Here is a 24,820-nt window from a genome sequence, read left to right on the forward strand (position 1 = left end):
CGGTTGGGAATCTCTTCGGTACGGGAACGCGCGGCGACGGCCTGGGCGGCTCGCCGCAGGCGGGCTGCTCGGCTAAACCACGCCGACAACGATGTCGGGTACGGCACGGCCTTCGAGCAGCCGGTAGTTCGCCCCGACGATAGCCAATGTACCTTCTGCCACGGCCGCCCTGATCATCTCAGAGCGCTCGAGCAGTTCGGACACCGTGTCGCGAAGGTGTTCGCGGCCGACGGCGAGGGCGTCGACCAGCTCGGGATCGATCGACGTCGCATCCTTGGACTCCGCCACCCGGCGGACGGCCGGCACGATCTTCTCGATGATCCGGCTGATGTGCGCGGGCAGAGGTTGCGCGTCGGCGGCCTGGGAATCGATGGCGGCGCGCACGGCCCCGCAGCCGTCGTGGCCGAGCACCAGGATGAGCGGCACACGCAGCACGGCGACCGCGTATTCGAGTGAGCCGAGCACCGAATCGGAGATGACCTGACCGGCATTGCGCACGACGAAGAGGTCGCCGAGGCCCTTGTCGAAGATGATCTCGGCGGCCAGCCGCGAGTCGCTGCAGCCGAACAGGGCCGCGTCGGGGGTCTGTACGAAGGCGAGTTCGGCTCGGCGGTCCACATCCTGCCGCGGATGCCGCGGCTCGCCGCTCACGAAGCGGTCGTTTCCGCGCTGCAGGTCGGTCCAGACGTCTGCCGGTGTTGCTGCCTCGCCCATTACTGTCCCTCGGTGCTGTTGGAACTGATCTGTTCGGCCAGCACTGCGGCCAGGACGGCGAGTTCCTCGTCATCGGCGGTGCCGACGAGGAGGTAGGTACTGTCGCCGGCCGTGGTCACCAGAGCGGATTCGAAATTGCCGCGGTCATCTTCCGGTGCGGTGTTGCGGTAGACGTCCCAGGTGACTCCGGCGATCATGACGGTGCCGGCGACCGGAGCATCCTGCAGCTCGTCGGCGAGCCAGCTCGGGTTGGCGCCGAGCGCTTGGGTGAGGCCGATGAACTCGGTCTTGGCCGTGATCAGACCGATGTACCAGGACGGGATCTTGTCGCTTCCGCCCAGGCGCCACTGCGCGGCGTTGGCCGTCCACCCACTCGGCAACTCCGGAACCAGCAGGGGATCGGTGAGGCCGGGTTGCACCTGCGCGGCGACGGCGGCGAAATCGACGTCGCGGTTCTGCGGGGCGTCGCTGCGCGGCACCAGCAGCACGAGCACCAGGACTGTGCCCAGTGTGGCCAGCAGGGACAGGACCAGATTGTTCACGGTCTTGTGGGAGCGGTACTTGCGGGAGTTCTCGGCCAGCCGGGTGCGGGTTTCATCCGGCGTCTCCGGGCGACCCAGCTCTGCGACGATTCGGGGCGCGCGCTTGGCGGGGCTCATCCGGCTGTCGCGGCGGAGTCGACTTGGCCTGCCCTGGCGGCATCCAGCCTGGCTTTCGCGCCGATCAGCCACTCTTCGCAGCGGCGGGCGAGAGCCTCACCTCGTTCCCACAGCGCGAGCGATTCCTCCAGCGACGAGGCTCCCTGCTCGAGGGCGTTCACCACGCGCACGAGTTCATCCCGGGCCTGTTCGTAGCTCAGTGCGTTGATTTCGTCTGGTGCCGAGGTCATGGTGTCCATTCTAATTTCTCATTCGACGGTGTCGGGTCGGAGGTTGCCACGTCCGCGGTGGCCGCCAGAGCGCCCTCGGCGAGCGTGATCAGGAGTTTCGTTTGCGACGGTGCCTGCCCGGGCGAGCGCACCACCTGGCCGCCCTGCAACTGCACGATCGAGTAGCCGCGGTCGAGGGTGCCCTGGGGGGAAAGGGCGCGCAACTGGGAACGCAGGTCGACGATCACCGCTCCGGCCCGCTCGACCGCCCGGTCGATTAGCTCGGCGCCGCGGGCGACGTAGCGGGTGAGGTCCTCGGATCGGGAATCGATGATCCACTCGGGGGTGCTCAACACCGGGCGTGAGCGAAGCTGACCGATCCGGTCGACCTCGTGCGCGAGGATACCGGTCAGCCGGTTGCTGAGGCGGGCCCGGGCCTGCTGTACCCGGTTGAGTTCGTCGGAGACGTCCGGCACGACGCGTTTGGCGGCATCCGTCGGCGTCGACGCGCGAAGGTCGGCCACGTCGTCGAGCAGCGGCCGGTCGGCCTCGTGGCCGATCGCGCTGACCAGCGGGGTCGTGCAGGCCGCCGCAGCCCGGATCAGCGTCTCGTCGCTGAAGCCGAGCAGGTTCTGGAAGTCGCCGCCGCCGCGGGCGACGATGATCACGTCGACCTCCGGGTCGGCGTCCAGCCGCTGGATGGCCGCGGTCACCTCGGACACCATGCGATCACCCTGCACGGCGGCGTAGGCCAGGTCGAAAGTGACGGCCGGCCAGCGCAGCTGGGCGTTGCGGATGACGTCTTTCTCAGCGTCGGAGTCTTTGCCGGTGACCAGGCCGATGCAATGGGGGAGGAAGGGCAGCGGCTTCTTGCGGGACGCGTCGAACAGACCCTCGCCGGCCAGCCGATTGCGCAGTCGTTCGAGCCGTTCCAGCATGTCGCCGAGGCCCACGTGGCGCATCTCGAGCATCTGCATGGTGAGAGTGCCACCCTTGACCCAGTAGTTGGGTTTGACGAGGGCGATGACCCGGTCGCCCTGCTTGAAGTCGTTGGTCAGCTTCGCGCGCACCGACGACCAGATCGTGAAGCCGACCGTGGCGTCTTCGGTGAGGTCCTTGAGCTTGCCGTAAACGTTGCCGCCGCTGGCGCCCCACTGGGTGATCTCGCCCTCGACCCAGGCCGTGCCGAGGCGCTCGATGTAGCCGCGGATCTTGTTGGCCAGCAGCCCGACCGGCCAGGGGGCCTCGAGGGTGGGTGGTGCGTCCGTCATCAATCGTTCCTCCCACGGACTGCACAGTCGGCCCCCATAAGATGAGGAGGTGACTATCAGTACGGATTCGCCTGTGATCGGCCTTGGCATGCCACGGATTCCCCGCGCACGCAACAGGCTCAAGGATACCCCGGTGCTCGGACGCAAACGGGTGCTGCTGGCCGCCCCGCGAGGCTACTGCGCCGGCGTGGACCGTGCCGTCATCGCCGTCGAGAAGGCCCTCGAACTGTATGGCTCCCCCGTGTATGTGCGCAAGCAGATCGTGCACAACATCCACGTGGTCTCCGAGCTGGAGAAGAAGGGGGCGATCTTCGTCGAGGAAGTAGACGAGGTGCCCACCGGCTCCCACATCGTTTTCAGCGCCCACGGCGTGTCACCGGCCGTCGTCACTGCGGCGGCGGACCGCGGCCTGCTGGCAATCGACGCCACCTGCCCACTGGTCACGAAGGTGCACCGTGAGGCCGTGCGCTTCGCCCGGGACGACTTCCAGATCCTGCTGATCGGCCACGAAGGCCACGAAGAGGTCGAGGGAACCGCGGGGGAGGCACCCGAGCACACCACGCTCGTCGGGAGCCCTGACGACGCCGACACCATCGAGGTGCGCGACCCCGACAAGGTGGTCTGGCTGTCCCAGACCACGCTGAGCGTGGACGAGACCATGGAAACCGTGCGTCGCCTGCGTGCCCGTTTTCCAAATCTGCAGGATCCCCCCAGCGACGACATCTGCTACGCCACCCAGAATCGCCAGGTGGCGATCAAGAAGGTGGCCCGTGATTCGGACCTCGTCATTGTGGTCGGCTCGGCGAACTCGTCCAACTCGGTGCGACTGGTCGAGGTGGCGCTGGAGTACGGTGCTCGGGCTGCCTACCGCGTGGACTTCGCCAGCGAGATCCAGCAGGAGTGGCTCGACGGGGTTGTCACCGTGGGCGTGACCAGCGGGGCATCCGTGCCCGACGAACTCGTGCACGAGGTGCTCGCCGATCTGGCCGAGGCCGGCTACGGCGACATCGAAGAGATCAAGACGGCCGAGGAGGACCTGCTGTTCTCGCTGCCGAAGGAACTGCGCAATGACCTGGCCGGCAACGCGGATGCCCGCGGTCTCGGCGGACGGGTCAGCAGCTAGGAACCGGCCAGCCGCGTTCACCACGAAGGCCCCCGTCGATCAGATCCAGGATCTGACCGACGGGGGCCTTCGTGCACGCCGGACCCGGCAGAATGGCGTCGTCTACAGCTGGCCGTAGACGTCCATCAGGTTCGGGTCGTTGAGCAGCGTCGGGTCGGTGGCCAAAACCGCGGTGGTGAAGGCGATGAACACGAACGCGGACAGGACCACACCGATCAGCGGCACGTAGAACGCGCGCTTGCCTCGGACCAGCAACAGGATCACGCCTGCCGCCGTGGCCAGCCAGACCAGGGACACACCGATGATCCCGGCCGTGACCAGCCCGGCCGCGGAGGGATCCGGCTCATACGCGGCGAGATCCAGCTGGGTATGGAGCAACTGAATGGACTCGGTGATCATCGTGAGCATGCTGACCGCGAAGAACGTGGACAGGAGCCCGAGGACGAGCAGGCTCATAGTCACCGGCCGGTCCCAGGCCGGCGCGGTTCCGGCCGGGCGCACAGCCCGCTCGGGGGCCGCGGACGGCCCCGGAGCCGGCGGTGTGGCGAGCGTGGGCTCATCCGGGCTGGGAGTCCAGCTCCAACCCTCGGGCGCAAGCTCACCGTACTGGGGACGGGGCCGGGAATCCTCCGGAGGGGTTCCCGAAGGAGTCGACGAAGAATTCTCGGCCATCGTCATCCGGTGCTAGCTGTTCGAGTGGCCGGCGGAGCCGAGCTGGCGGGTGGCGTCGGCGACGCGAGCGGCCATGCCCGTCTCGGCAACCTTGCCCCAGGCGCGCGGGTCGTAGACCTTCTTGTTGCCGACTTCGCCGTCAACCTTGAGCACGCTGTCATAGTTGCTCAGCATGTAGCCGGCGACCGCGCGGGTGAACGCGTACTGGGTGTCGGTGTCGATGTTCATTTTGACGACACCGTTCGCGACGGCCTCGGCGATCTCGGCGTCGGTCGAGCCTGACCCACCGTGGAAGACCAAGTCGAGCGGCTTCGGGCCGGTACCCAGCTTGGCGGCGACGCCGTCCTGGATCTCCTTGAGGAGCTCCGGGCGCAGCTTGACGTTGCCGGGCTTGTACACGCCGTGCACGTTGCCGAAGGTGAGGGCAGCCATGTAGCGGCCGTTCTCGCCCATGCCGAGGGAATCGATCATCGAGAGCGCGTCGTCGAGTGTCGTGTACAGGTTCTCGTTGATGTCGCCCTCGACGCCGTCTTCTTCGCCGCCGACGGCGCCGATCTCGACCTCGAGGATGGTGTTGATCGCCTGGGTGCGCTTCAGGATGTCCTTGGCGATGTCCAGGTTCTCTGCCAGCGGGATTGCGGAGCCGTCCCACATGTGCGACTGGAAGATCGGGTTGCGGCCGGCCTTCACCTCGTCTTCGGAAGCGGAGATGAGCGGGAGGACGAAGTCCTCGAGCGCGCCCTTGGGGCAGTGGTCCGTGTGGAGCGCAACGGTAATGGGGTAATTGTCGGCGACGGACTGCACGAAGCGCGCCATCGCGAGCGCACCGGATGCGCGGTTCTTGACCGTGTGGCCGGCGAAGTAATCTGCGCCACCAGTGGTGACCTGGATGATGCCGTCAGAGCCGGCTTCGGTCAGGCCCTGAAGAACGGCATTAATGCTTTGAGAAGACGAAACGTTGAACGCCGGGTAGGCGAACCCCTTCGTCTTGGCCTTGTTGAGCATCTCGGCGTACTGGTCTGGGGTTGCGATGGGCATTGTTGAGTCTCCTCGATTGAACCGTTTCGGTCTTCTCATCCTACCGAGGTGGGTCTCCGGCCGTGCCAGCGAGCGAACGCCCCCGCGACGAAGAGCGGGCGCTAGGCTGAACGAGGCAGCACCGACACCGGTGCCGGCCCAAAGATGGGTCTTGCCACTGCCGCACTCTTCGTCCGGGAAGGACCATCTGTGAACAGCCCCGAAGTCGCCCCCAATTTCATGCACCCCGACCGCAACCTTGCGATGGAATTGGTGCGGGCCACCGAGGCCGCAGCGATTCGTGCGGTCCCGTTCATCGGCCGCGGCGACAAGAATGCCGCAGACAAGGCAGCCGTCGACGCCATGCGCGTCTTCCTCGGCACCGTGAACTTCGACGGACTCATCGTCATCGGCGAGGGTGAGAAAGACGAAGCCCCGATGCTCTTCAACGGTGAGCGCGTCGGCAACGGAACCGGACCCGCCTGCGACATCGCGGTCGACCCGATCGACGGCACCAGCCTCACCGCCGCCGGACGCCAGAATGCCCTCTCCGTGATCGCGGTCTCCTCCCGCGGCACCATGCTCGACGCGTCATCCGTGTTCTACATGGACAAGATCGTCACGGGCGCCGCCGGGCGCGGAGTCGTCAGCCTCGACGCCCCGATCGGCGACAACATCCGTGAGCTGTCGAAGGCGACGGGCAAGCCAGTCGGCGAAATGGTCCTCGCCGTGCTCGACCGTCCCCGCCACGCCGAACTTATCGACGCCATTCGCAGCGCCGGAGCGGGCACGCGGCTGATGAGCGACGGCGACGTCGCCGGCGGCATCAACGCGGCCCGCTGGGAAACGCGCATCGACATGTGCGTCGGCACGGGTGGCAGCCCGGAAGGCATCACCACGGCCTGCGCGCTCAAGGCCATCGGCGGCTACATGCAGGGACGCCTGGCACCGAAGGACGACGCCGAGCGTGCGGGTGCCGTCGCGGCCGGCCTCGACGTCGACAAGCTGCTCGAGCTGGACGACATGGTCAGCGGCGACAACACCTTCTTCGTCGCCACGGGCGTGACGGATGGCGGACTCGTCGACGGCGTGCGCCGCCAGGGCCCGATCATCCGCACCGAGAGCATCGTGCTGCGCTCGAAGTCCGGCACCACGCGTCGGGTGATCGCCGAGCACCTCGCCTCGAAGTGGCTCTAGGCGCTCGGCTTTAGCTGCCTGCAAGGCCGAAAATCGCCGTCCTGACGGCGATTTTCGGCGTTATCGGCGATTCTCGGAGTCAGTCAGTGCGGCGGCATCGAGTGCGGCGGCATCGAGTGCGGCGGCATCGAGTGCGGCGCTTTCGAGTGCCGCGGCCTCCAGCTCCGACACGAACTCCCAGGCGGCCAGTTCGCGCGGTGTGTCCTCGATGCCCGCCAGCGGCGCCAGCACCTTGGACTCGTCGAGGGCATTGAGCTTGCGTGCGGTGGGCAGTACCTGGCGTTCCATCGAGCCGACGAAGCCGTTGTAGTCCTTCACCGTGCGCTCGATCGACCGGCCCAGTTTCTCGATGTGCGTGGCCGTGGTGGCCAGACGGCCGTATAGCTCCCGACTGAGGTCGAACAAGACTTTTGCGTCATGCGTGAGCACGTCCTGCTGCCAGGTGAAGGCCACCGTCTTGAGCACCGACCACAGGGTCACCGGGGAGGCGAGGGCCACCCGTTTCGAGAACGCGAATTCCATGATCGAGGGGTCGGCCTCCAGCGCCGAGGAGACCAGGGACTCGCTCGGGATGAAGGCGATCACGATCTCCGGGGAGGCCTCCAAGCCCTGCCAGTAGGCCTTGCTGCCGAGGGCGGTGATGTGGTCGCGCACGGCCTTGACGTGAGCTTTCATGTAGACGGCCCGCTGGGCTCCCAGGGCACCGGTGGCGGTGACCGGGATCTGGCTGGCTTCGAGGAACGCCGTGAACGGCACCTTCGCGTCGACGGCGATGTTCTTGCCGCCGGGCAGGTGCACGACCATGTCGGGGCGGCCGGCGCCGGCGTCAGAGGTGATGCTCGACTGCACATCGAAGTCGACCCGCTCGATCAGGCCGGCGGCCTCGACCACGCTGCGCAGCTGGGTTTCGCCCCAGACCCCGCGCGTGTTGTTGGCGCGCAGGGCCGACGCGAGCGACTCGGCGGTGCTCCGTAGGCGCTCCTCCGACTCGGTCGCCGACCGCAGCTGCTGGCTGAGCTCGCCGTGCTGCAGGCTGCGCTGGGCCTCGAGCTCGGCGACCTTCTGCTGCATGTCCTGCAGGCTCTCCTTGACCGGAGCGAGGGCCTGGAGCACCTTGCTTTCCTGATTCTCTTGCTCGGTGCGCGCGTCCTGGTCGTTGCGCTGGCGGTCGCTCAGTTCGCGGTATTGCCGCCCCGCGTCGACGACCTGTCCGCGCAGGGCGTCGGCGGTGGCCTGGACTGAGGCCAGCTCTTCGCGCAGGATGGACTGGATGCCGGCCTCCCGGGCATACACCTCGGCCAAGGCCACCTGGTGCCGGGCCTCGATGATGAGGGGATCGGTGCCGGACGAGCCTCCGTTGCGGCGCTCGGCGGAACGCGCCGTGAGGACCACCGTGAGCAGGGTGCCGAGCAGGGCGCCGACGACAAGGCCGAGAAGAAGACTGAACCAGGAATCCATGGTTCTACTCTGCCAGTGGCCACCGACATTGCCCGAGCCGGTGCCCCAAGGATGCCTAGTTCAGCGCCATCGGGCCGTGCGTGGCGGACTTCTCCTTCGTGGCGAACGGCCCGATGGCGCCGATCTTCACGCCGGTGATCTGCGCCAGCTCCTCGAGAGTGTCGGCCCCGTGCCGGTCGGCGGCGTGGATCATGATGGCCGCGCAGGCCTCCGCGTCGGCCAGGGCGTCGTGGTGGGCGAAACCCTCGAAGCCCGCGGCCATCGCGGCCACCGGGAGCCGGTACGAGTCGAGGTGGTAGGTGCGGCGGGCCACCTGGAGGCTGCAGACGTAGTTGAAGTCGGGCACGACCAGCCCGGCGACCGTGGAGGACGTCTTGATGACCCCCAGGTCGAACCCGGCGTTGTGCGCCACGAGGTGGTCGTCGCCGGCGAAGGCGACCAGGTCGGGAAGCTGCTGCGCCCAGGTGGCCGCACCGGCGACATCCGTCGGCCGGATGCCGTGGATCTTGATGTTCCAGGCCAGGAAGACGTCGTGCCCGACGGCCGGCTTGATGAACCAGGCGATGCGGTCGACGACCTTGCCGTCACGGACCTTCACCAGCCCCACCGAGCAGGCCGAAGCGCTGGAGGAGTTGGCGGTCTCGAAGTCGATGGCGGTGAAGTTGACTGGCACCGCTTCATCCTGTCACGGGCCGCCGACAGCGCGTCGCCGCTGTGCCGACCGGCCTCGGGTCGCAGACGGTACGATTGACTCTCGTGGCTCTTACTATTGCAATCGTCGGACTGCCCAATGTTGGCAAGTCCACCCTCTTCAACGCGTTGACCAAGAACAACGTGCTCGCGGCGAACTACCCGTTCGCCACCATCGAGCCCAACGTCGGCATCGTCAACCTGCCCGACCACCGCCTGGCCAAGCTGGCCGCGGTCTTCGGTAGCGAGCGTCTGCTGCCTGCCCCGGTGTCGTTCGTCGATATCGCCGGCATCGTGCGCGGCGCCAGCGAGGGGGAGGGGCTCGGCAACAAGTTCCTTGCCAACATTCGGGAGGCCGACGCCATCGCGCAGGTCATCCGCGGCTTCGCCGACCCCGACGTGGTGCATGTCGACGGCGCCGTCGACCCGGCCGGCGACATGGAGACGATCAACACCGAACTCATCCTCGCCGACCTGCAGACCCTCGAGAAGGCGGTCTCCCGCTTCGAGAAAGAGGTCAAAGGGCGCAAGCTTCCCCCCATCGTGCTGGAGACCGCGCTCAAGGCGCAGGCCATCCTCGACGCCGGAGCGCCGCTGTCATCGGCCACGCTCGACATCGAGCCCATCCGCGAGCTGGGCCTGCTGACGGCCAAGCCGTTCATCTACGTGTTCAACGTCGACGAGGCGGTGCTGCAGGATGCCGGGAAGCTCGCTGTTCTGGCCGCGCTGGTGGCCCCGGCCAACGCCGTGTTCCTCGACGCGAAGCTCGAATCCGAGCTCAGTGAACTCGACGCCGAGGACGCCGCCGAGATGCTGGCCTCCACCGGCCAGGCCGAGAGCGGACTCGACCAGCTCGCCCGCATCGGCTTCGACACCCTCGGCCTGCAGACCTACCTCACGGCCGGCCCCAAGGAAACACGCGCCTGGACCATCCGAAAGGGCTGGACCGCTCCGCAGGCCGCCGGCGTCATTCACACCGACTTTCAGAAGGGCTTCATCAAGGCGGAGATCTTCTCCTTCGACGACCTGATGGAGGCCGGTTCCGTGGCGGAGGCCCGCTCCAGGGGCAAGGCCCGCATCGAGGGCAAGGAATACATCATGCAGGACGGCGACGTGGTGGAGTTCAGGTTCAACGTCTAGCTCGTAGTCCCGGCTGCAACTGTTCCTGTTTCGGACAATTGTGGCCGGCGCACCGGCAGCAGTTGTCCGTTCCGGCAACAACTGCCCTGATCTCGTGGGTGAGTACCTCTCTCGTGGACCGCGGGCCCGCATGCGGCAGCAGAGTTTCCGTCTCGCTCAGGTGTGATTTACCTCCTCTTGGCCGGCTGGACGGCCTATTTTCGCGTCATGCACTTCCCGGTCAGCTGGCGCAGTTCCGCTTCAACGTGGAGCCCGCAGACTAATAGACCCGGGACGACTCTCGCGATGGGCGCAGCAGCCGGCGGGGTTGGGCAGACCCTTTCACGGGGTGTGTGGCGGCTCAGGCCCCTGAATCCACCGAGGGGACATAGAAGTGGGTGATCGGCCCGAGTGGATCGTCGGCGATGAGGACGACTGACAATGTGCGGTCTTGTCGGTCTGATGATGGCGTGCAGGGTGGAAGTGAAACATGACCCACGACGATGCGGAGCTGGAGCGGGTCATCCGTGGGCTGGCCAAGCGAAGAGATGTTCCACGAGGAATCGGGATACTGGGCTTCAAGTTCAGCGGCGTTGTCTCCGACGGCGATTCCGTCGACTGTGCCGATGTGGACCCCGTTCACGGTCTCGGCTGACACTGCGAAAGTGGTGTTCGGGCAACGAGGTGCATTCGGGCTATCCCAATCCCGATCCCAATCCTGCACGACAAAATCGGCCCAGGAGTAGGTGATTCTCGGATGCCGCTCGTCGCCCAAGGTATCGAATATTGGCGCGCTGCCCAGGGCCAACGAAAGTGCAGGGACCAACTCGCTGGCGGGCTGGAAATAGTCGAATGTGGACAGGGCATTGCCCGATGCATCCCGCAGCTCGATCGACGTCGCACTGAGGAAGATGTCCGTCACTTCGGCTGGATCGGGCGGCGACACCGATTGAGTTGGTGTCGGTGCCGCCGTGGGCATTGCCGTCGGGCTGGGAGTGCGGGGGATAGGAACTGCTAGACCAGAACAGCCGGTCAGCAGCACCGCGCCAAAAGCGAGGAGCAGGGCTGAGAGGACTGCGCCCACACCAGACACGCCGTGATCGGCCATGGTTTTCCCCCAGAGTCATCGGACGCATAGCGCCCTCGGTACATCGTTACACAGACGATCAGATATTCCTCAGGAGTGGGTTGGTGTTGCCGTTTCAAGGTAACGTTCTTTGGTTCCGAAACGTGGTGGAGTTCAGGTTCAATGTATAGGCTCTAGCTCCTCGCGTTAGTCATCGAAGCAGCAGCAATCGAAGGAGACCATCGTGCCTGTCATCGTCATCATCGGAGCCGGACCGGGACTCGGAGCAGCAGTTGCGCGAAGGTTCGGGCGCGAGGGCTTCTCAATTGCCCTGATCGCCAGAAACCAGTCGAAACTAGACGCTATGGCAGCCGAGCTCACCGCTGCCGGCTTCACCGCGAGTGCTTACCCTGCTGATGTCCGCACGCCGGCGTCGCTCGAAGCTGCCCTTGAGCGTGCCGCGGCAGAGCTTGGGCCCATCACCGCGCTGCAGTACAGTCCGCTCCCATCGCGCGACTACCTGAAGCCGGTGCTTGAGATGACTCCCGAGCTGGCGCTAGAGGCCCTGCAGTTCTCGACCCTCGGACTCATCCACGCGGTGCGTACGGTGCTCCCAGCAATGCGGCAGGCAGGAAGCGGCAGCATCATCATGATCAACGGCGGAACCTCGGTGAAGGCCCGCGCTGACTTCGCAGGTACATCGGTCGCCTTCCCGGCTGAGAGCGCCTACGGCGAGATGCTCCACGACGCGCTCGCGGGTGAGGGAGTCCGTGTCAGCCAACTCGTGATCCCAGGAGGCATTCCTCAGCTTCAGCTTGCCAACGGCATCGACGGCGTCGCCGATCGGATTTGGGACCTCCACGCCGTTGCCGGACCATTTCGAACAATGCTCATCCCGCTTGAGGAAGGCAGAGAGTAGGGGGCACTACGCTGCTGGCAGCGACGATGCGGAGACAGCCAGGAGGGCGCGAAACGTGGCTCTAAAGGTCGCTCCGCGATGCCACTCCGTGGATTTCGCTTCAACGTGTAGCCCGCTCCGGGTTGGGCATGACAACGGTCGAGAGTCTGTATCCGTCCGACCTGGTGCGGGAAGTGGGACACAACGTCATGTCTGCGGCGTGCGTCGAGGACGAGGCAGGTGAGTTGATCCAGCTCGTCCCGACGTTTGAGGGCGCGGCTATGTTAGCGAGAACAAGTCGGTGGGGGCGAGGATTTTTTCGATGATGCCGGTGTCTCGGCCGGTGAAACCGATCACGCCGTAGGTCATTGGCAGTCCGTAATCCGGAATCGCGCCTGAGAATGACGACGGCATGTCGAGGGTGACAGAGTCGATCCCGAAGGTTTCGTCAAAATGCACTTGATCGGCAGGCTTGCCGTCAGCTGCTGACTCGAAGTCCTGCCCGGTCTGGTTGCCGTTGACATCCTCAATGGCGACACCGTTGGTGGCCATGGTTCCGGATGCCCTGACCTGAAAGGCGGGGTTGTACGGGCCCGGCCGCGGATCGAAGTCTGCGTCAGGACGGTTCACCCCAATCGTGAAGCCGTCCCATTCCGTGAGTTCGGTCCTTGGGTAGTGGGAGGACTCTTCCACCGATTCTGACGTCGGCTCGCCGAGAAGGCCCCTGAGTACGGCCACAGCTGCATCCCCATCGCTCTGATAGTTAAGCGATGCGAGGACCGTGCCGTCGGCTGTGACGATATCGGTGGCTTCGGCGCCGATGATTATGGTTGCCGGCAGCGCGGCAGGTGTCGCCGATGGAGTGGGTTCCGGTGTGGGTGTTACCGTGGCGGTCGCGACCGGTGTCGGTGACGATGCGGCGACATCGCCTTCGACCTGGTCGGTGCTGCATGCGGCAAGGGTGAGCAAAGCGGCGGCCACAATGGCGGTCAGAGCCAGCGGTCGGCGCATTACAAAGTCTTCCAGGTGTTGATGTTGGGGCCTGGTCGGAGCCTGCTTCTTCCCCGCGCGGCTTCGGTCGATTCAGGGCTCCGGGGCATAGCCTCCGTTCATTCACGCTTCCCCAGAAGAGGTCACTCGCAGTGCCCGGAACGTCACTTACAGAGACTCTGGCTCCCGGAGCCTCACCGCGAGATACTGTGTCCTCTCACCAAGAGTGTGGACCTCACACGCCCCAGTTCGGGGAGGGGGAGCGGAATTCGGTGATAGGGCCGAGTGGGTCGGCGGCGATGAGCCAGACTGAAAACGTCAGTTCTGACAGGGAGTCCAAGGGTGGGAGCGGCACTAGACCAACGAAGATGTCGCGTCTGCTGCCTTGTGGGCGCGCTGTGTCGGGGTGTCGTGCCGCGATCTCGGCGGCATCATCTCCAACAGCGATTCCGTCGACGGTGCTGATCTGAACACCGTTCACGGCGGACGAGGAAACCTTCACCCAGGTGTTCGGTTCATGTGGTGACGTCCCGCCTGGCACACCATCCACGAGGACGAAATCGCCGTCCCATGGAGTAGGCGACTCAGAGCCCGTAGGCAGGATATCGCCCCAGATGTAATTGGTTCCCGGAGGCACCTCGCTGCCGCCCTCGAAGTGCTCTGAGGTAGGTGCGCTTCCGAAAGCCGTGGACAGACCGGCAACCAACTCGCCGGCAGGTTGAAAATAATCGAACGTGGACAGGGTCGTGCCGGACGCGTCTCGAAGTCCGATCGACGCTGCAGTGATGAGGAGGTCCGTCACAGGGGCCGGAGCTGACGGATGCGCCGCTTCAGTGCGGCCCGGCGTTGGCGTTGCCGTCGGGCTTTCGCCGCCGAGGACGGGACCCGGTGGGCCGGAACATCCGGTCAGAAACAGAGCTGCAATCAGAAACAGAGCTGCCAGCGCTCTGCCGAACTTATCCGGCACCCCGTGAACGGTCATACTTCCCCCGATGTCGCCTTGGATCTGACTGCAGTCGGGACATCGTTGCACAAATTACGTGTCGGCGGCCTTCGTGGGCGGGGCCATGTCTATCGGTGACGGAACGTGGTGAAGTTCCGCTTCAACGTCTAGCCGAGTTCCGGCCGCAACTGTTTCCGTTTCGGACAATTGTGGCCGGTGCACGGGGCGCAGTTGTCCGTTCCGGCACCAGTTACGATGGCGAAGCTCGTTGCACTCGAGCGAGTCGTGATGGTCTTCCTTGGCTTGGCCGGCTGAGTTATCTGGTAGTCGTAATGCGTTTTCGTGCGGTGATGCGGTGGAGCTCCGCTTCAACGTCCAGCGCGTTGCGTGTGGCGTGTCGATCGACCGTGCCCGCGGTCGCGGTCGCCGAGATCGACAGGTCCGGTCGAGTCCCCCTGGTGTTGTGGGGCGATCTCGACCGCAGCCGGCGAACTCCGCTGCCAGCGCTCTCAGCGGGGCATCCGGCGCGTGAGAATTCGCGGTAGGCCTCGCTCGACGGAGCCGGCACGGTGGGGTGTGGCTAAATCAGGAGATCTGTCGCCCGGGGATGCCCCCAGACTGGTCTTTCAATGTGGATACCGCCGCGGGCCGGACAATTCTCCTGAATTAGCCACCGCGCGGGGCTCCCCGCTTCAGCAAATCGTGTTGCAGGGAACGGGGAGATCCCTCGGCCGACACCTCGACTTCTCCGCGGACGAGCAACAGAATCGGGATCGGGGCCACGCTCGATGAACTCAAAACCGCGTAACCCGACGCTCACGGACCAGAGCGACTGCTTCCGCCCCCTCAACCTTCCGCCCCCTCAACCGCCCGCGACGCACAGGATGACGTTGCCTCTCTTATGGCCGGCCTCGACGAAACGGTGCGCCAGAGCGATGTCGGTCAGGTCGTACGTCCAATCGATGACCGCCAGGAACAGACCCGACTCGGCAAGGTCGACCAGGTGCGCGAGGGCATCCGCGGTGCTGTCGATGTTGCCCGCGACGACCCGCCTCCCGCTCCTCCTGGTGCCAGGCGGCCAGAAGCAGCCCCCCGGAGATCGGAAACGACGAGCAACAGGGCCCCGCCCGGAGTGAGGCACGCCGCAGCGCGTTCAAAGGGGGCGTTCCCGACGCAATCCATGATGACGTCGTGGGTTTGCCCCTCGAGCAGGAAATCCTCCGTTGTATAGTCGATCACCCGGTCGGCGCCGAGCGCGGTGACCAGCTCGCGGTTGGCGCCGCTGCACACACCGGTGACTCGCGCGCCCATCTGCTTGGCGAGCTGCACCGCCGCCGTGCACACGGCACCGGATGCGCCGTTCACGAGCACGGTGCTGCCCAATTTGATCGCGGTGCGACTGAAAAAAGCATGGGCGGTGGTCCCGCCGGAGACGAGAGTCACGGCATCCGTGAAGGTCATGTTCCGTGGCTTCGCCGTGATCGCGCCATCCTGCGGGATGCAAACGTATTCCGCGTGCCCGCCGAATCGGCTGCCGAGCATCGCGATCGCCTCCCACCCGGCAACCTGCCCGGCAGAGGCGCCGACCTCGCTTGCAGTCGTCGAACTCGGCGCACAGACCCGCTGCACCCGACCGGGTGACTGCGCTCACACGGCAGTTGGCAACGGGAACGTGGCGAGCACCGTGCGGCCGCTCGCCGCCGATCGGGGCGCCATGTCCACGAGGGCGATCTGGGTGAGAGCGAGCCGCTGGCCCTCGTGCACCCGGGCGCCGTTCTTGATCGTGATGTGGGCCCGGAAGCCGGGACCCGTGAACGCGGGCTCGTCGGGGATGGAGGCAAGCGGCCGCACAGCCTCGATGAGGGCGCGGTGCAACCGGGTCAGGCGTGGATCGTCCCCGACGAGCGTCACCGGCACGTCCTCGCGCCGGCCGAAGAGCGCGTCGGCACCCGCGACCGCCGTGAGGGCGGTGCGGCCGGATGCCGTGGCGGCGACGACGCCGGAAATGACATCCGCGATGACGGATGCCGCGACATCCGTGTGAAAAGGGGGCAGCACGGTGATGTGCAATGGCCATTCCGACACCGGGAAGCTGTCGCCGGTGCTGAGCGCCGTGAGCGGGAGGACGACGACGAGGCGGGACATCCGCCGAGTCTAGGGGAGTCCCGCCGGCGCGCCGCCGGTGGCACAATGGGCGCATGATTCTGTACCTCACCGGCGACGACGCCGCCGACGCCCTGCTCAGTGATGACCCCTTCGCGCTCCTCCTCGGGATGCTGCTGGATCAGCAGATCGCGATGGAGACCGCGTTCGCCGGTCCGGCCAAGATCCGCGACCGGATCGGCACGCTCAATCCGGCGACCATCGCCGGCTTCGACGCCGACGCACTCGTCGAGGTGTTCCGGGCCACGCCGGCCGTGCACCGCTATCCGGGCTCGATGGCCGCTCGCACGCAGACCCTCGCGGGTGTGATCGCCTCAGACTGGAGGGGTGATGCGTCCGCCCTGTGGACCGCCGACTCCCCGGACGGCGCCGAGATCCTGCGGCGCCTGAAAGCGCTCCCGGGATTCGGCGAGCAGAAGGCGAAGATCTTCCTTGCCCTGCTCGGCAAGCGTCAGGGGCTCGTCGCGGAGGGCTGGCGCGAGGCCTCCGAGCCCTATGGCGAGAACGGCTCGTTCCGGTCCGTCGCCGACATCGTCGACCCCGAATCGCTGACCCGGGTGCGGGAAACCAAGCGCGCGGCAAAGGCCGCGGTCAAGAAGGGGTAGTCATGGTGCGTCTGCTGATTCGCACGGCCATCTTCATCGGCTTGGGCGCGGCCGGCCTGGTGTCGACCAGGTCACCGAGCGTGTAGCGGCTGCGCGCCATCCGCAACCACCTGCTCAAGCACCACGCTGTCAGGCGAGGGGTGTTCACCGACGTGGCGCGTACCGGATCGGCCGACCCCCTGCCGGAGAACCCGCTCTTCCGTGCTCCGAGGGGCCGTCATCTGTCTTCCTGCTATTGACCTTTTGACTGGGGGCATACTCTATGCAAAGATTCAGGAAACTCGTACTAAATTTTTAGACAGCAGTCAGCTAGGCAGTTAAATGACTGATCAATCAATAAACACAGCAAAGCTCTACAGCACGGCTCTTTCCTGTTCTTTCTCGCTTATTCGGAGGACAACGTGATTCCCGATTCCCTCACCCAGATTCAATACGACACCGTCTACAACGTGTTCTCGCTCGTCATCGCGTCACAGCTGTTCACGTCGATCTTCATCATCATCTCGCTCAAGCGGGTCCTGCCCCGGTACCGTCAGGCGATGACCGTCGCGGCCATCGTCTGTGCGATTGCCGCCTACCACTACTTCCGCATTTTCGACTCCTTCAAGGCGGCCTTCGTCACCGAGGCCATCGGCGGGGCGGGCAACTATGTGCAGGTCGCCGGGGAGTCCTTCAATGAGGGCTACCGCTACGTCGACTGGCTGCTCACGGTTCCCCTGCTGCTGCTCGAACTGATCGCGGTTCTCGCCCTGGCCCGCAAGGTGCAGACCAGTCTCCTGTACCGGCTCATTCCGGCTTCGGCCCTGATGATCATCCTCGGGTACCCCGGCGAGCTCAGCGGGGACAACGGGGTGCGCGGAATCTTCGGTCTGCTCTCCACCATCCCGTTCGCATACATCCTCTATGTTCTGTTCATCGAACTGACCAAGTCCCTCGACCGCCAGCCGCGGAGTGTGCGCCGCACGATCAGCCAGCTGCGTCTGCTTCTGCTGCTGACCTGGGGTGTCTACCCGATCGCCTACCTACTGCCCATGCTTGGTATCGACGGCTCGGATGCCTGGGTCGGCAAACAGATCGGATACTCGGTCGCCGACATCCTCGCCAAGGCCCTCTACGGTCTGATCATCTACCGGATTGCGCGGATGAAATCGTTCGCGGATGACCCGGCGTTCGCACACCTTGAACTATCGGTCGATGAGGCCGAGGAGATCGCCGCCCCGGTGCACGTGCGGAACAAGTAGGCCTACCCGGCCACCTGCTCACCGCCAACAGGCCTGGGCCGATCGCGATCATTTTGATCGTGACCGGCCCAGGCCCGTTTCGCTTTCTGCTGCCCCTCAGGCAGGGTCTAAAATCAGGTGTGCTCATCGCTCTGAATGACGGAACCGCGGATGCCGTGGTGCGGCGCCATCTGCACCACCTGGTCGACGACGAGGTGCGGGCGAGCCCGAGCATCCGGGGTGGCCAGACCAGCGCCGACCGTGCCCTCGCGGCATTCTCGGTCGCGGGCTATGCGGCTAGGCGCAGCCAGGTGCTGCCGGAAATCGATCGCGGGGCATCCCGGCTATCACCGTACATTCGGCACTCCCTGGTGCCGCTTAGCCGGGCTTGGGAGCACGTCGCAGACGGACCTGCCCGAGATACCCGCAAATTCCGGGACGAGTTGCTCTGGCAGGAATACGCCCGACATCTCTATGCGCGTGTGGGTGTGGCCCTGCACCGAAACCTGCGCTTTGCGGCACCCTGGTCCGGAGAATTCGAACCCCAGGCCTGGCCGAACCGGATGCACTGCATCGACTCGGTCGTGTCGGAACTGGAAACCGACGGCTGGCTGGTCAACCAGACCCGGATGTGGCTGGCCTCCCAGTACACGGTCCGGTCTGGCGCGGGGTGGCATGCCGGCCAGGAAGAATTCTACCGGCACCTGCTCGACGGCTCCCGCGCGGCCAACCTCCTGGGCTGGCAGTGGACCGTGGGTGCCGGCACCGGCTCCGCCTACGGCTTCGCCCGCTGGCAGGTTGAGAAACGAGCGCCGCAGCTCTGCCGGGACTGTCCGCTCGCCCGGGCCTGCCCGATCGAGCAGTTTCCGGTGGGGGCAGCGCCAGTGCCGGTGACGGATGCGCCGGCGAACCTCACGCACGATCCGCACCTGTCCGACACGCAGGGGCCTACCGACGTCGTGCGCCGCCGCGCACCCCGGTCGGTGCTGCTGACGGTGGATTCCCTGGGTGACGCCGATCCGGCCCTTGCGGCGCATCCCGCACTCCCGGCCGCCTTCGTCTTCGACGAGCCGGCCCTGGCCAGGCTGCGGCTCTCAAGCAAAAGACTGATCTTCACAGTGGAAACCCTTCAGGATCTGGCCCGGCGTCGCGAGGTGGTCGTGTACCTGGGTGACCCGCGAGTGATCGTTCCGGACCTCGACGCAGCAGTCACGTTTGCGCCGGTACCCAGCTTTGCGCGGTACGCGGAGGGCGCGGCCGTGCTGCATCCGTGGCCGTGGCTGGTGCCGCCGCACAGCGGATCGGTGGCCAGTTTCTCGGCCTGGCGCCGTGCCTCGGCCGGCGTCTAGAGTCCGAAGTCGAGCGTGCGGGCTAGCGGCCCTGGCGGCGCTTGCCGGGACGCGGCTGGCCCTTCACCTCGGGCGCGCGGCCCTTGCCCTTCGCCGCCTTGGCCTTTCCGCCCGCCGGAAGCGGCGGCTTCCAGGACTCATCCGAGGCGGCCAGCTCGGTGCGGGCATCCGTGAGAAATAGGTTGCCCGCCGCGGTCAGCCGGGTGGTCTCCGTGGTGCGGTCGATGAGCACGACGCCGATGTTCGCTTCGAGTTTTGCGATCGAGGAGCGCAATTTCGGGGTGGAGATATTGAGGTTCATCGCGGCGCGCGGGAAGTGCAACTCCTCGGCGACGGCGATGAAATGCCGGAGGAGTGTGATGTCCACGGAACGCCTTTCTGTGTGGGCCGCACGAATCGCGGGCGAAGTGACAAGGGTACGCGTTCCCGCTGGAGGTGTCGCCGGGAGGCAACGGAAGCGGCCGCACCGCGCTGCCGGGCCCGCACGCGCTAGGCTCGGAGCGCACACCCTCAAGTGAATATAGGGCCATCAAGGTCGATGCGGGAGAGTTCGGCGCCCTCAGGCAGTCGAACACCGAAGGAGCAATCCTCCCCGACAATCTCTCAGGTACTCGTACCGCATCGAACTGGCCACTCTGAAAAGTAGTCGCGGCTCGACAGCGGCTCGCCCACGGTGAAAATCGCGCCCGACCAACGGCTGCGGTGAAGCTCTCAGGCCTGACGACAGAGGGGGAGTTCCCAGGGGTACGATCGATCGATCGCGCCCCGGAGATTCTTGCTCGGCCCCCGGCCGGCGACAACCTGGAGAACTCATGACCTCGGACACTGAAGCCCACACCGATTCAACCCCCACGGTGGAGCGGTTCTCCCCGCTGCACCTGGCGCACGTGGATGCCGGCGCCAGTTTCACGGACTTCGCCGGGTGGCAGATGCCGGTGCGCTACTCGAGCGATCTCGCCGAGCACCACGCCGTGCGCACCAGCGCGGGCATTTTCGACCTCTCGCACATGGCCGAGATCCTGGTGGCCGGGCCGGACGCCGGAGCGTTCCTCGACTATGCCCTCGCCGGCCAACTCTCCACGATCGACCTGCTGCAGGCCAAGTACAGCCTCATCCTCAACCGTGCCGGCGGCATCATCGACGACATCGTCGTCTACCGCACGGCCGAGAACGAGTACCTCGTCATCGCCAACGCGGGCAACCGTTTCCCGGCGGTCAAGGCGCTCACGGCCCGGGCCACCCGCTTCGACGTCACCGTCACCGATCAGAGTGACGACGTCGCCCTGATCGCCGTGCAGGGGCCTAATTCGCGCGCCATCCTCGAGGCCACGGCGGACCTCACGGTCGACGGCGACCTGTCAGCGCTGAAGTACTACCGCGCCCTGGGTGGTGCCTTCCAGGCCGGCCGCGTTCTCATTGCCCGCACCGGCTACACCGGTGAAGACGGCTTCGAACTCTATGTCGACGTGCCGGATGCCGCGGCGCTCTGGGACGCGCTCCGCGCGGCGGGCGCCTCTTTCCACCTCGTGCCGGCGGGGCTCGCCAGCCGCGACACCCTCCGTCTCGAGGCCGGCATGCCGCTCTACGGCCACGAACTGAGCACCTCGACCTACCCGGCGCAGGCCGGACTCGGCCGCGTTGTGAACCTCGCCAAGGAGGTCGATTTCATCGGCCGCGAGGCCAGCGAAGAGGGTCCCAGCGCGGAGGCGCGCGTACTCGTGGGACTGGAATCTGCCGGCAAGCGTGCCGGGCGCGCCGACTACCCGGTGTATCGCAGTGCCGACGCGACCGTGGCCGACGGCGTGATCACGAGCGGGGCGCTGTCGCCGACGCTCGGACATCCGATCGCCATGGCCTACGTGGCTCCCGGCCTGGCGCGACTCGGCACCCAGGTCTTCGTCGATGTGCGCGGCACCCGCATCCCCGCAACTGTGACCGCCCTTCCGTTCTACAAGCGTCAGAAATAGTCCACCCCTCGAGAGGAACACCCCCATGGCCGAACAGTCTGAACTCCAGTACACCGCCGAGCACGAGTGGGTTCTCGTCGACGGCGACACCGCCACCGTCGGCATCACCGCCTACGCCGCCGACAAGCTTGGCGACGTCGTCTTCGTCGAGTTGCCAGCCGTCGGCAGCGATGTCGCCGGCGGCACCGTCGTCGGCGAGATCGAGTCCACCAAGTCGGTCGGCGAGCTCTTCGCCCCTGTCACGGGCACCGTCGCCGAGACCAACGACGCCGTCGTCGAGAGCCCCGAGCTCGTCAACAGCGACCCGTTCGGCGCCGGCTGGCTGCTCAAGGTCACGTTCGCGGAGTTGCCTCCTCTCCTCAGTTACGCCGACTACTCCGCCCTCATCGGCGAGTAACGAAAACGAAAAGCCAGGTTCCGCACACATGTCACAGCCCTTTACTCAGCGCCACATCGGCACGGATGCCGACGCGCAGTCCCGCATGCTGTCGATCCTCGGTTACGACTCGGTCGACGCCCTCGTCAACGCGGCCGTGCCCGAATCGATCCAGGTGGACCAGTTCCGCACCATCGGTGATAGCACCCTGCCGCCCGCCGCCACCGAGCGGGAGGCCATCGCGGAGTTGCGGGACCTCGCCGGCCGCAACACCGTGAAGCGGTCCATGATTGGTCTCGGCTACTACGACACCGTCACCCCGGCCGTGATCAAGCGCAATGTGTTCGAGAATCCCAGCTGGTACACGGCCTACACTCCGTACCAGCCCGAAATCTCCCAGGGCCGTCTTGAGGCGCTGATCAACTTCCAGACCATGATCGCCGACTTGACCGGACTCTCCACGGCCAACGCGTCCATGCTCGACGAGTCGACCGCCGTGGTGGAGGGCATGCTCCTCACCCGTCGGGCGTCGAAGTCGAAGTCGACCCGTTTCCTCGTCGACGCCGACGCGCTGCCGCAGACGAAGGCCTTGCTGGGCAATCGCGCGGCCGCCGTCGGGATCGACCTCGTGGAGGTCGACCTGGCTGGGTCCGCTGAGGACCTCGGCGGGTACTTCGGTCTCTTCGTGCAGTACCCCGGCGCATCCGGCCGGGTCTGGAACCCGGCCGGCGTTATCGCCGCCGCCCAGGCGCAGGGCGCGCTCGTCGTCGTCGCCGCCGACCTGCTCGCCCTGACCCTGATCACCTCGCCCGGCGAGCTCGGCGCCGACGTGGCCGTGGGCACCAGCCAGCGCTTCGGCGTGCCGATGGGCTTCGGCGGTCCGCACGCGGGTTACATGGCCGTGCGCAGTGGCCTCGAGCGTCAGCTTCCCGGCCGCCTGGTCGGCGTCAGCGTTGACGCGGCCGGCCACCCGGCCTACCGCCTGTCGCTGCAAGTGCGTGAGCAGCACATCCGTCGGGACAAGGCCACCTCGAACATCTGCACCGCCCAGGTGCTGCTGGCCGTGATGGCCGGCATGTACGCGGTCTACCACGGGCCCGACGGCCTGCGGAAGATCGCCGCCCAGGTGCACGAGCGCGCCGGGCAACTCGTCGTCGCTCTCCTCGCCGCCGGTGTCGACGTTGTCACCGCGACGTTCTTCGACACGGTCCGTGCCTCCGTTCCGGGCCGCGCCGCCGAGATCGCCCGGGCCGCCTCCGCCAGCGGGGTCAACCTCTACCTGGTCGACGCGGACACCGTCGGCATCGCCGTCGACGAGACGACGACTCTCGCGGATCTCGCCCTGGTCGTCGGCGCGTTCGGCGGGCGGGATGCCTTCGGCCTGGTGGACTTCAGCATGGTCGAGGCCGGCCTTCCGCCCGAACTTCATCGCACCAGCGAGTTCCTCACCCACCCGGTGTTCAACACGCACCGCTCGGAGACGAGCATGATGCGCTATCTCAAGCGCCTCGCCGACTTCGACTACGCGCTCGACCGCGGCATGATCCCGCTCGGCTCCTGCACCATGAAGCTGAACGCGGCCACCGAGATGGAGGCCGTCAGCTGGCCCGAGTTCGGCGGGCTGCACCCGTTCGCGCCGCGTGCCGACATCGAGGGCTACCTGGAACTGATCCGGCAGCTCGAATCCTGGCTGACGGATGTCACCGGCTACGACTCCGTGTCCCTCCAGCCCAACGCCGGCAGCCAGGGTGAACTCGCCGGGCTCCTCGCGATCCGCGGCTACCACCTCTCCACCGGGGATACCCAGCGCACGGTTTGCCTGATCCCGTCCAGCGCGCACGGCACCAACGCGGCATCCGCCGTGCTGGCCGGCATGAAGGTCGTCGTCGTCGCCTGCGACGAGCTCGGCAACGTCGACCTGGAGGACCTGCGCGCCAAGATCGCGAAGCACGCCGAGAACCTCGCCGCGTTGATGATCACCTACCCGTCGACGCACGGCGTCTACGAGCACGAGGTCGGCGCCATCTGCACGGCCGTGCACGACGCCGGCGGCCAGGTCTACGTCGACGGCGCCAACCTGAACGCCCTGCTCGGTTTCGCCCGTTACGGCGACTTCGGCGGCGACGTGTCGCACTTGAACCTGCACAAGACGTTCTGCATCCCGCACGGCGGCGGCGGGCCGGGCGTCGGTCCGGTCGGGGCCAAGGCGCACCTCGCTCCGTTCCTGCCGGGGCATCCCCTCGCTCAGAGCGACGAGCACTACCTCCTCGCCTCCGGCGATGCGGCGGCGGTCGACGGCGGTGTCGATGAAAGTGGCGGCACGGTCGGCGGCACAGTGGGCGGCACGGTCGTGCACTCCGGCGGGCCGGTCTCGGCGGCGCCGTACGGCAGCCCGAGCATTTTACCGATCTCCTGGGCCTATGTGCGCATGATGGGGGCCGAGGGTCTGCACGCGGCCACCGGCGCCGCGGTTCTCGCGGCCAACTATGTGGCCAAGCGCCTCGAGGCTCACTACCCGGTGCTGTATTCCGGTGACAACGGCTTGGTCGCACATGAGTGCATCCTCGATCTACGCCCGCTCACCGAGGCCACCGGGGTCAGCGTCGATGATGTGGCCAAGCGACTCGTCGACTACGGCTTCCACGCGCCGACCATGAGCTTTCCGGTGTCCGGTACGCTCATGATCGAGCCCACCGAGAGTGAAGACCTGGGCGAGATCGACCGGTTTGTCGAGGCCATGATCGCGATTAAGGCCGAAGCGGATGCCGTAGCCGCCGGCCGCTGGCCTGCCGAGGACAACCCGCTGCACAATGCCCCGCACACCGCACAGTCGGTGATCGAGGGGGAGTGGACGCACGCCTACGACCGTGAGACCGCGGTCTACCCGGTGCGCAGTCTCATCCGTGGCAAGTACTGGCCGCCGGTGCGCCGCATCGACAACGCCTTCGGTGACCGCAACCTCGTCTGCGCCTGCCCGCCCCCCGAGGCCTTCGAGTAGACCGCCACTCCCTAACGAATTCGACGGAGATTTTGCCTGTCCGGCCAGGTTTTGGCCCGATTCGCGCCATTCTCGGCAAAATCTCCGTCGAATTCGCAGGCCGGCCGGCCGGCAGG

At 66.4% G+C, this 24,820-nt stretch carries 24 protein-coding genes and 1 riboswitch; of the genes, 10 read left to right on the forward strand and 14 right to left on the reverse strand.

Going from position 1 to position 24,820, the window contains the following annotated elements:
* Positions 1-72: 72 nt before the first annotated feature.
* The 4 genes from E3N94_RS11920 to xseA are packed head-to-tail and all read right to left on the reverse strand — an operon-like array spanning position 73 to position 2,853.
* Positions 73-714, reverse strand: a complete 642-nt coding sequence (locus E3N94_RS11920) for a carbonic anhydrase (protein WP_104100856.1) — start codon at positions 712-714, stop codon at positions 73-75.
* Complete coding sequence (locus E3N94_RS11925; protein WP_104100857.1) at positions 714-1,373, reverse strand: DUF4245 domain-containing protein; 660 nt, start codon at positions 1,371-1,373, stop codon at positions 714-716. The genes E3N94_RS11920 and E3N94_RS11925 overlap by 1 nt, the downstream gene beginning before the upstream one ends.
* Positions 1,370-1,612, reverse strand: a complete 243-nt coding sequence (locus tag E3N94_RS11930; protein ID WP_104100858.1) for an exodeoxyribonuclease VII small subunit — start codon at positions 1,610-1,612, stop codon at positions 1,370-1,372. The genes E3N94_RS11925 and E3N94_RS11930 overlap by 4 nt, the downstream gene beginning before the upstream one ends.
* Complete coding sequence (gene xseA / locus E3N94_RS11935; RefSeq protein ID WP_134342320.1) at positions 1,600-2,853, reverse strand: exodeoxyribonuclease VII large subunit; 1,254 nt, start codon at positions 2,851-2,853, stop codon at positions 1,600-1,602. The genes E3N94_RS11930 and xseA overlap by 13 nt, the downstream gene beginning before the upstream one ends.
* An 88-nt stretch (positions 2,854-2,941) precedes the next feature.
* Between xseA and E3N94_RS11940 the strand changes: the two genes are divergently transcribed.
* A complete protein-coding gene (locus E3N94_RS11940) occupies positions 2,942-3,976 on the forward strand; it encodes a 4-hydroxy-3-methylbut-2-enyl diphosphate reductase (RefSeq protein ID WP_104100895.1) in 1,035 nt (344 codons plus the stop codon).
* A gap of 102 nt (positions 3,977-4,078) precedes the next feature.
* Here the strand turns inward: E3N94_RS11940 and E3N94_RS17265 are convergent, their stop codons facing one another.
* Both E3N94_RS17265 and fbaA read right to left on the reverse strand, forming a co-directional pair.
* Positions 4,079-4,654 (reverse strand): DUF6264 family protein, encoded by a 576-nt coding sequence (locus E3N94_RS17265; protein WP_347232702.1) that lies wholly within the window; start codon positions 4,652-4,654, stop codon positions 4,079-4,081.
* Between the two features lie 6 nt (positions 4,655-4,660).
* Positions 4,661-5,686, reverse strand: coding sequence for a class II fructose-bisphosphate aldolase (fbaA, locus tag E3N94_RS11950; protein ID WP_104100861.1), 1,026 nt, complete (start codon positions 5,684-5,686; stop codon positions 4,661-4,663).
* Positions 5,687-5,905: 219 nt separating this feature from the next.
* On the opposite strand from fbaA, the gene glpX reads away from it, so the two are divergent.
* Positions 5,906-6,862, forward strand: a complete 957-nt coding sequence (gene glpX / locus E3N94_RS11955; RefSeq protein WP_233191397.1) for a class II fructose-bisphosphatase — start codon at positions 5,906-5,908, stop codon at positions 6,860-6,862.
* Between the two features lie 60 nt (positions 6,863-6,922).
* Here the strand turns inward: glpX and rmuC are convergent, their stop codons facing one another.
* Positions 6,923-8,320: a DNA recombination protein RmuC gene (rmuC, locus tag E3N94_RS11960; protein WP_134570297.1), complete on the reverse strand. Its 1,398-nt coding sequence runs from the start codon at positions 8,318-8,320 to the stop codon at positions 6,923-6,925.
* Between the two features lie 55 nt (positions 8,321-8,375).
* A complete protein-coding gene (locus E3N94_RS11965) occupies positions 8,376-8,993 on the reverse strand; it encodes an exonuclease domain-containing protein (protein WP_104100864.1) in 618 nt (205 codons plus the stop codon).
* 83 nt (positions 8,994-9,076) lie between these two features.
* Here E3N94_RS11965 and ychF point away from each other — a divergent pair, with 83 nt between their 5' ends.
* Positions 9,077-10,150 (forward strand): redox-regulated ATPase YchF, encoded by a 1,074-nt coding sequence (gene ychF / locus E3N94_RS11970; RefSeq protein ID WP_104100896.1) that lies wholly within the window; start codon positions 9,077-9,079, stop codon positions 10,148-10,150.
* 340 nt (positions 10,151-10,490) lie between these two features.
* On the opposite strand, the gene E3N94_RS11975 is transcribed toward ychF, so the two are convergent.
* On the reverse strand, positions 10,491-11,237 hold the full coding sequence (locus tag E3N94_RS11975) for a hypothetical protein (RefSeq protein ID WP_134401704.1): 747 nt from the start codon (positions 11,235-11,237) through the stop codon (positions 10,491-10,493).
* A 202-nt stretch (positions 11,238-11,439) separates the two neighbouring features.
* On the opposite strand from E3N94_RS11975, the gene E3N94_RS11980 reads away from it, so the two are divergent.
* Entirely contained in the window at positions 11,440-12,114 is a 675-nt protein-coding gene (locus tag E3N94_RS11980) for an SDR family NAD(P)-dependent oxidoreductase (RefSeq protein ID WP_134570298.1), read from the forward strand.
* 258 nt (positions 12,115-12,372) lie between these two features.
* Here the strand turns inward: E3N94_RS11980 and E3N94_RS11985 are convergent, their stop codons facing one another.
* From E3N94_RS11985 to E3N94_RS12005, 4 genes are all read right to left on the reverse strand, one after another.
* Positions 12,373-13,104, reverse strand: coding sequence for a hypothetical protein (locus E3N94_RS11985; RefSeq protein WP_104100867.1), 732 nt, complete (start codon positions 13,102-13,104; stop codon positions 12,373-12,375).
* A 214-nt stretch (positions 13,105-13,318) separates the two neighbouring features.
* Entirely contained in the window at positions 13,319-14,065 is a 747-nt protein-coding gene (locus E3N94_RS11990) for a hypothetical protein (RefSeq protein ID WP_134570299.1), read from the reverse strand.
* Positions 14,066-14,968: 903 nt separating this feature from the next.
* The gene (locus E3N94_RS12000; RefSeq protein WP_134570300.1) at positions 14,969-15,568 is read right to left on the reverse strand and encodes an NAD(P)-dependent alcohol dehydrogenase; all 600 of its coding nucleotides are present in this window, start codon (positions 15,566-15,568) and stop codon (positions 14,969-14,971) included.
* Between the two features lie 105 nt (positions 15,569-15,673).
* Complete coding sequence (locus E3N94_RS12005; protein WP_134374720.1) at positions 15,674-16,171, reverse strand: 2'-5' RNA ligase family protein; 498 nt, start codon at positions 16,169-16,171, stop codon at positions 15,674-15,676.
* A gap of 53 nt (positions 16,172-16,224) precedes the next feature.
* Between E3N94_RS12005 and E3N94_RS12010 the strand changes: the two genes are divergently transcribed.
* The 3 genes from E3N94_RS12010 to E3N94_RS12020 all read left to right on the forward strand — a co-directional run bounded on the left by E3N94_RS12010 (position 16,225) and on the right by E3N94_RS12020 (position 19,363).
* Positions 16,225-16,794, forward strand: coding sequence for an HhH-GPD-type base excision DNA repair protein (locus E3N94_RS12010; RefSeq protein WP_134374718.1), 570 nt, complete (start codon positions 16,225-16,227; stop codon positions 16,792-16,794).
* A gap of 401 nt (positions 16,795-17,195) precedes the next feature.
* Complete coding sequence (locus E3N94_RS12015; protein ID WP_104100872.1) at positions 17,196-18,035, forward strand: bacteriorhodopsin; 840 nt, start codon at positions 17,196-17,198, stop codon at positions 18,033-18,035.
* 119 nt (positions 18,036-18,154) lie between these two features.
* Complete coding sequence (locus E3N94_RS12020; RefSeq protein ID WP_198416288.1) at positions 18,155-19,363, forward strand: FAD-binding domain-containing protein; 1,209 nt, start codon at positions 18,155-18,157, stop codon at positions 19,361-19,363.
* A gap of 22 nt (positions 19,364-19,385) precedes the next feature.
* Here the strand turns inward: E3N94_RS12020 and E3N94_RS12025 are convergent, their stop codons facing one another.
* Positions 19,386-19,730, reverse strand: a complete 345-nt coding sequence (locus E3N94_RS12025; RefSeq protein ID WP_134374716.1) for a LysR family transcriptional regulator — start codon at positions 19,728-19,730, stop codon at positions 19,386-19,388.
* Between the two features lie 164 nt (positions 19,731-19,894).
* Positions 19,895-19,992: riboswitch (glycine riboswitch) on the forward strand.
* Positions 19,993-20,175: 183 nt separating this feature from the next.
* Between E3N94_RS12025 and gcvT the strand changes: the two genes are divergently transcribed.
* The 3 genes from gcvT to gcvP are packed head-to-tail and all read left to right on the forward strand — an operon-like array spanning position 20,176 to position 24,704.
* Complete coding sequence (gene gcvT / locus E3N94_RS12030) at positions 20,176-21,330, forward strand: glycine cleavage system aminomethyltransferase GcvT (protein WP_134570301.1); 1,155 nt, start codon at positions 20,176-20,178, stop codon at positions 21,328-21,330.
* Between the two features lie 25 nt (positions 21,331-21,355).
* Positions 21,356-21,727, forward strand: coding sequence for a glycine cleavage system protein GcvH (gene gcvH / locus E3N94_RS12035; RefSeq protein WP_104100875.1), 372 nt, complete (start codon positions 21,356-21,358; stop codon positions 21,725-21,727).
* Between the two features lie 28 nt (positions 21,728-21,755).
* Positions 21,756-24,704 carry an aminomethyl-transferring glycine dehydrogenase gene (gene gcvP, locus E3N94_RS12040; RefSeq protein WP_134570302.1) on the forward strand — a complete coding sequence of 983 codons (2,949 nt, stop codon included), beginning with the start codon at positions 21,756-21,758 and terminating at the stop codon, positions 24,702-24,704.
* Positions 24,705-24,820: the final 116 nt, after the last annotated feature.

Source organism: Cryobacterium sp. Sr3 (assembly GCF_004402835.1).
Lineage (GTDB): Bacteria > Actinomycetota > Actinomycetes > Actinomycetales > Microbacteriaceae > Cryobacterium > Cryobacterium sandaracinum.

What these genes read in the sequence shown, in the direction of transcription:
- E3N94_RS11985 (WP_104100867.1), bottom strand. Translation starts at nt 13,104, where the DNA reads ATGCGCCGACCGCTGGCTCTGACCGCCATTGTGGCCGCCGCTTTGCTC.
- E3N94_RS12010 (WP_134374718.1), top strand. Translation starts at nt 16,225, where the DNA reads ATGATTCTGTACCTCACCGGCGACGACGCCGCCGACGCCCTGCTCAGT.
- E3N94_RS12000 (WP_134570300.1), bottom strand. Translation starts at nt 15,568, where the DNA reads ATGCTCGGCAGCCGATTCGGCGGGCACGCGGAATACGTTTGCATCCCG.
- E3N94_RS17265 (WP_347232702.1), bottom strand. Translation starts at nt 4,654, where the DNA reads ATGACGATGGCCGAGAATTCTTCGTCGACTCCTTCGGGAACCCCTCCG.
- glpX (WP_233191397.1), top strand. Translation starts at nt 5,906, where the DNA reads ATGCACCCCGACCGCAACCTTGCGATGGAATTGGTGCGGGCCACCGAG.
- E3N94_RS11975 (WP_134401704.1), bottom strand. Translation starts at nt 11,237, where the DNA reads ATGGCCGATCACGGCGTGTCTGGTGTGGGCGCAGTCCTCTCAGCCCTG.
- E3N94_RS11990 (WP_134570299.1), bottom strand. Translation starts at nt 14,065, where the DNA reads ATGACCGTTCACGGGGTGCCGGATAAGTTCGGCAGAGCGCTGGCAGCT.
- gcvH (WP_104100875.1), top strand. Translation starts at nt 21,356, where the DNA reads ATGGCCGAACAGTCTGAACTCCAGTACACCGCCGAGCACGAGTGGGTT.
- E3N94_RS11920 (WP_104100856.1), bottom strand. Translation starts at nt 714, where the DNA reads ATGGGCGAGGCAGCAACACCGGCAGACGTCTGGACCGACCTGCAGCGC.
- gcvP (WP_134570302.1), top strand. Translation starts at nt 21,756, where the DNA reads ATGTCACAGCCCTTTACTCAGCGCCACATCGGCACGGATGCCGACGCG.
- E3N94_RS11925 (WP_104100857.1), bottom strand. Translation starts at nt 1,373, where the DNA reads ATGAGCCCCGCCAAGCGCGCGCCCCGAATCGTCGCAGAGCTGGGTCGC.
- E3N94_RS11930 (WP_104100858.1), bottom strand. Translation starts at nt 1,612, where the DNA reads ATGGACACCATGACCTCGGCACCAGACGAAATCAACGCACTGAGCTAC.
- fbaA (WP_104100861.1), bottom strand. Translation starts at nt 5,686, where the DNA reads ATGCCCATCGCAACCCCAGACCAGTACGCCGAGATGCTCAACAAGGCC.
- E3N94_RS11940 (WP_104100895.1), top strand. Translation starts at nt 2,942, where the DNA reads ATGCCACGGATTCCCCGCGCACGCAACAGGCTCAAGGATACCCCGGTG.
- xseA (WP_134342320.1), bottom strand. Translation starts at nt 2,853, where the DNA reads ATGACGGACGCACCACCCACCCTCGAGGCCCCCTGGCCGGTCGGGCTG.
- rmuC (WP_134570297.1), bottom strand. Translation starts at nt 8,320, where the DNA reads ATGGATTCCTGGTTCAGTCTTCTTCTCGGCCTTGTCGTCGGCGCCCTG.
- gcvT (WP_134570301.1), top strand. Translation starts at nt 20,176, where the DNA reads ATGACCTCGGACACTGAAGCCCACACCGATTCAACCCCCACGGTGGAG.
- E3N94_RS12005 (WP_134374720.1), bottom strand. Translation starts at nt 16,171, where the DNA reads ATGTCCCGCCTCGTCGTCGTCCTCCCGCTCACGGCGCTCAGCACCGGC.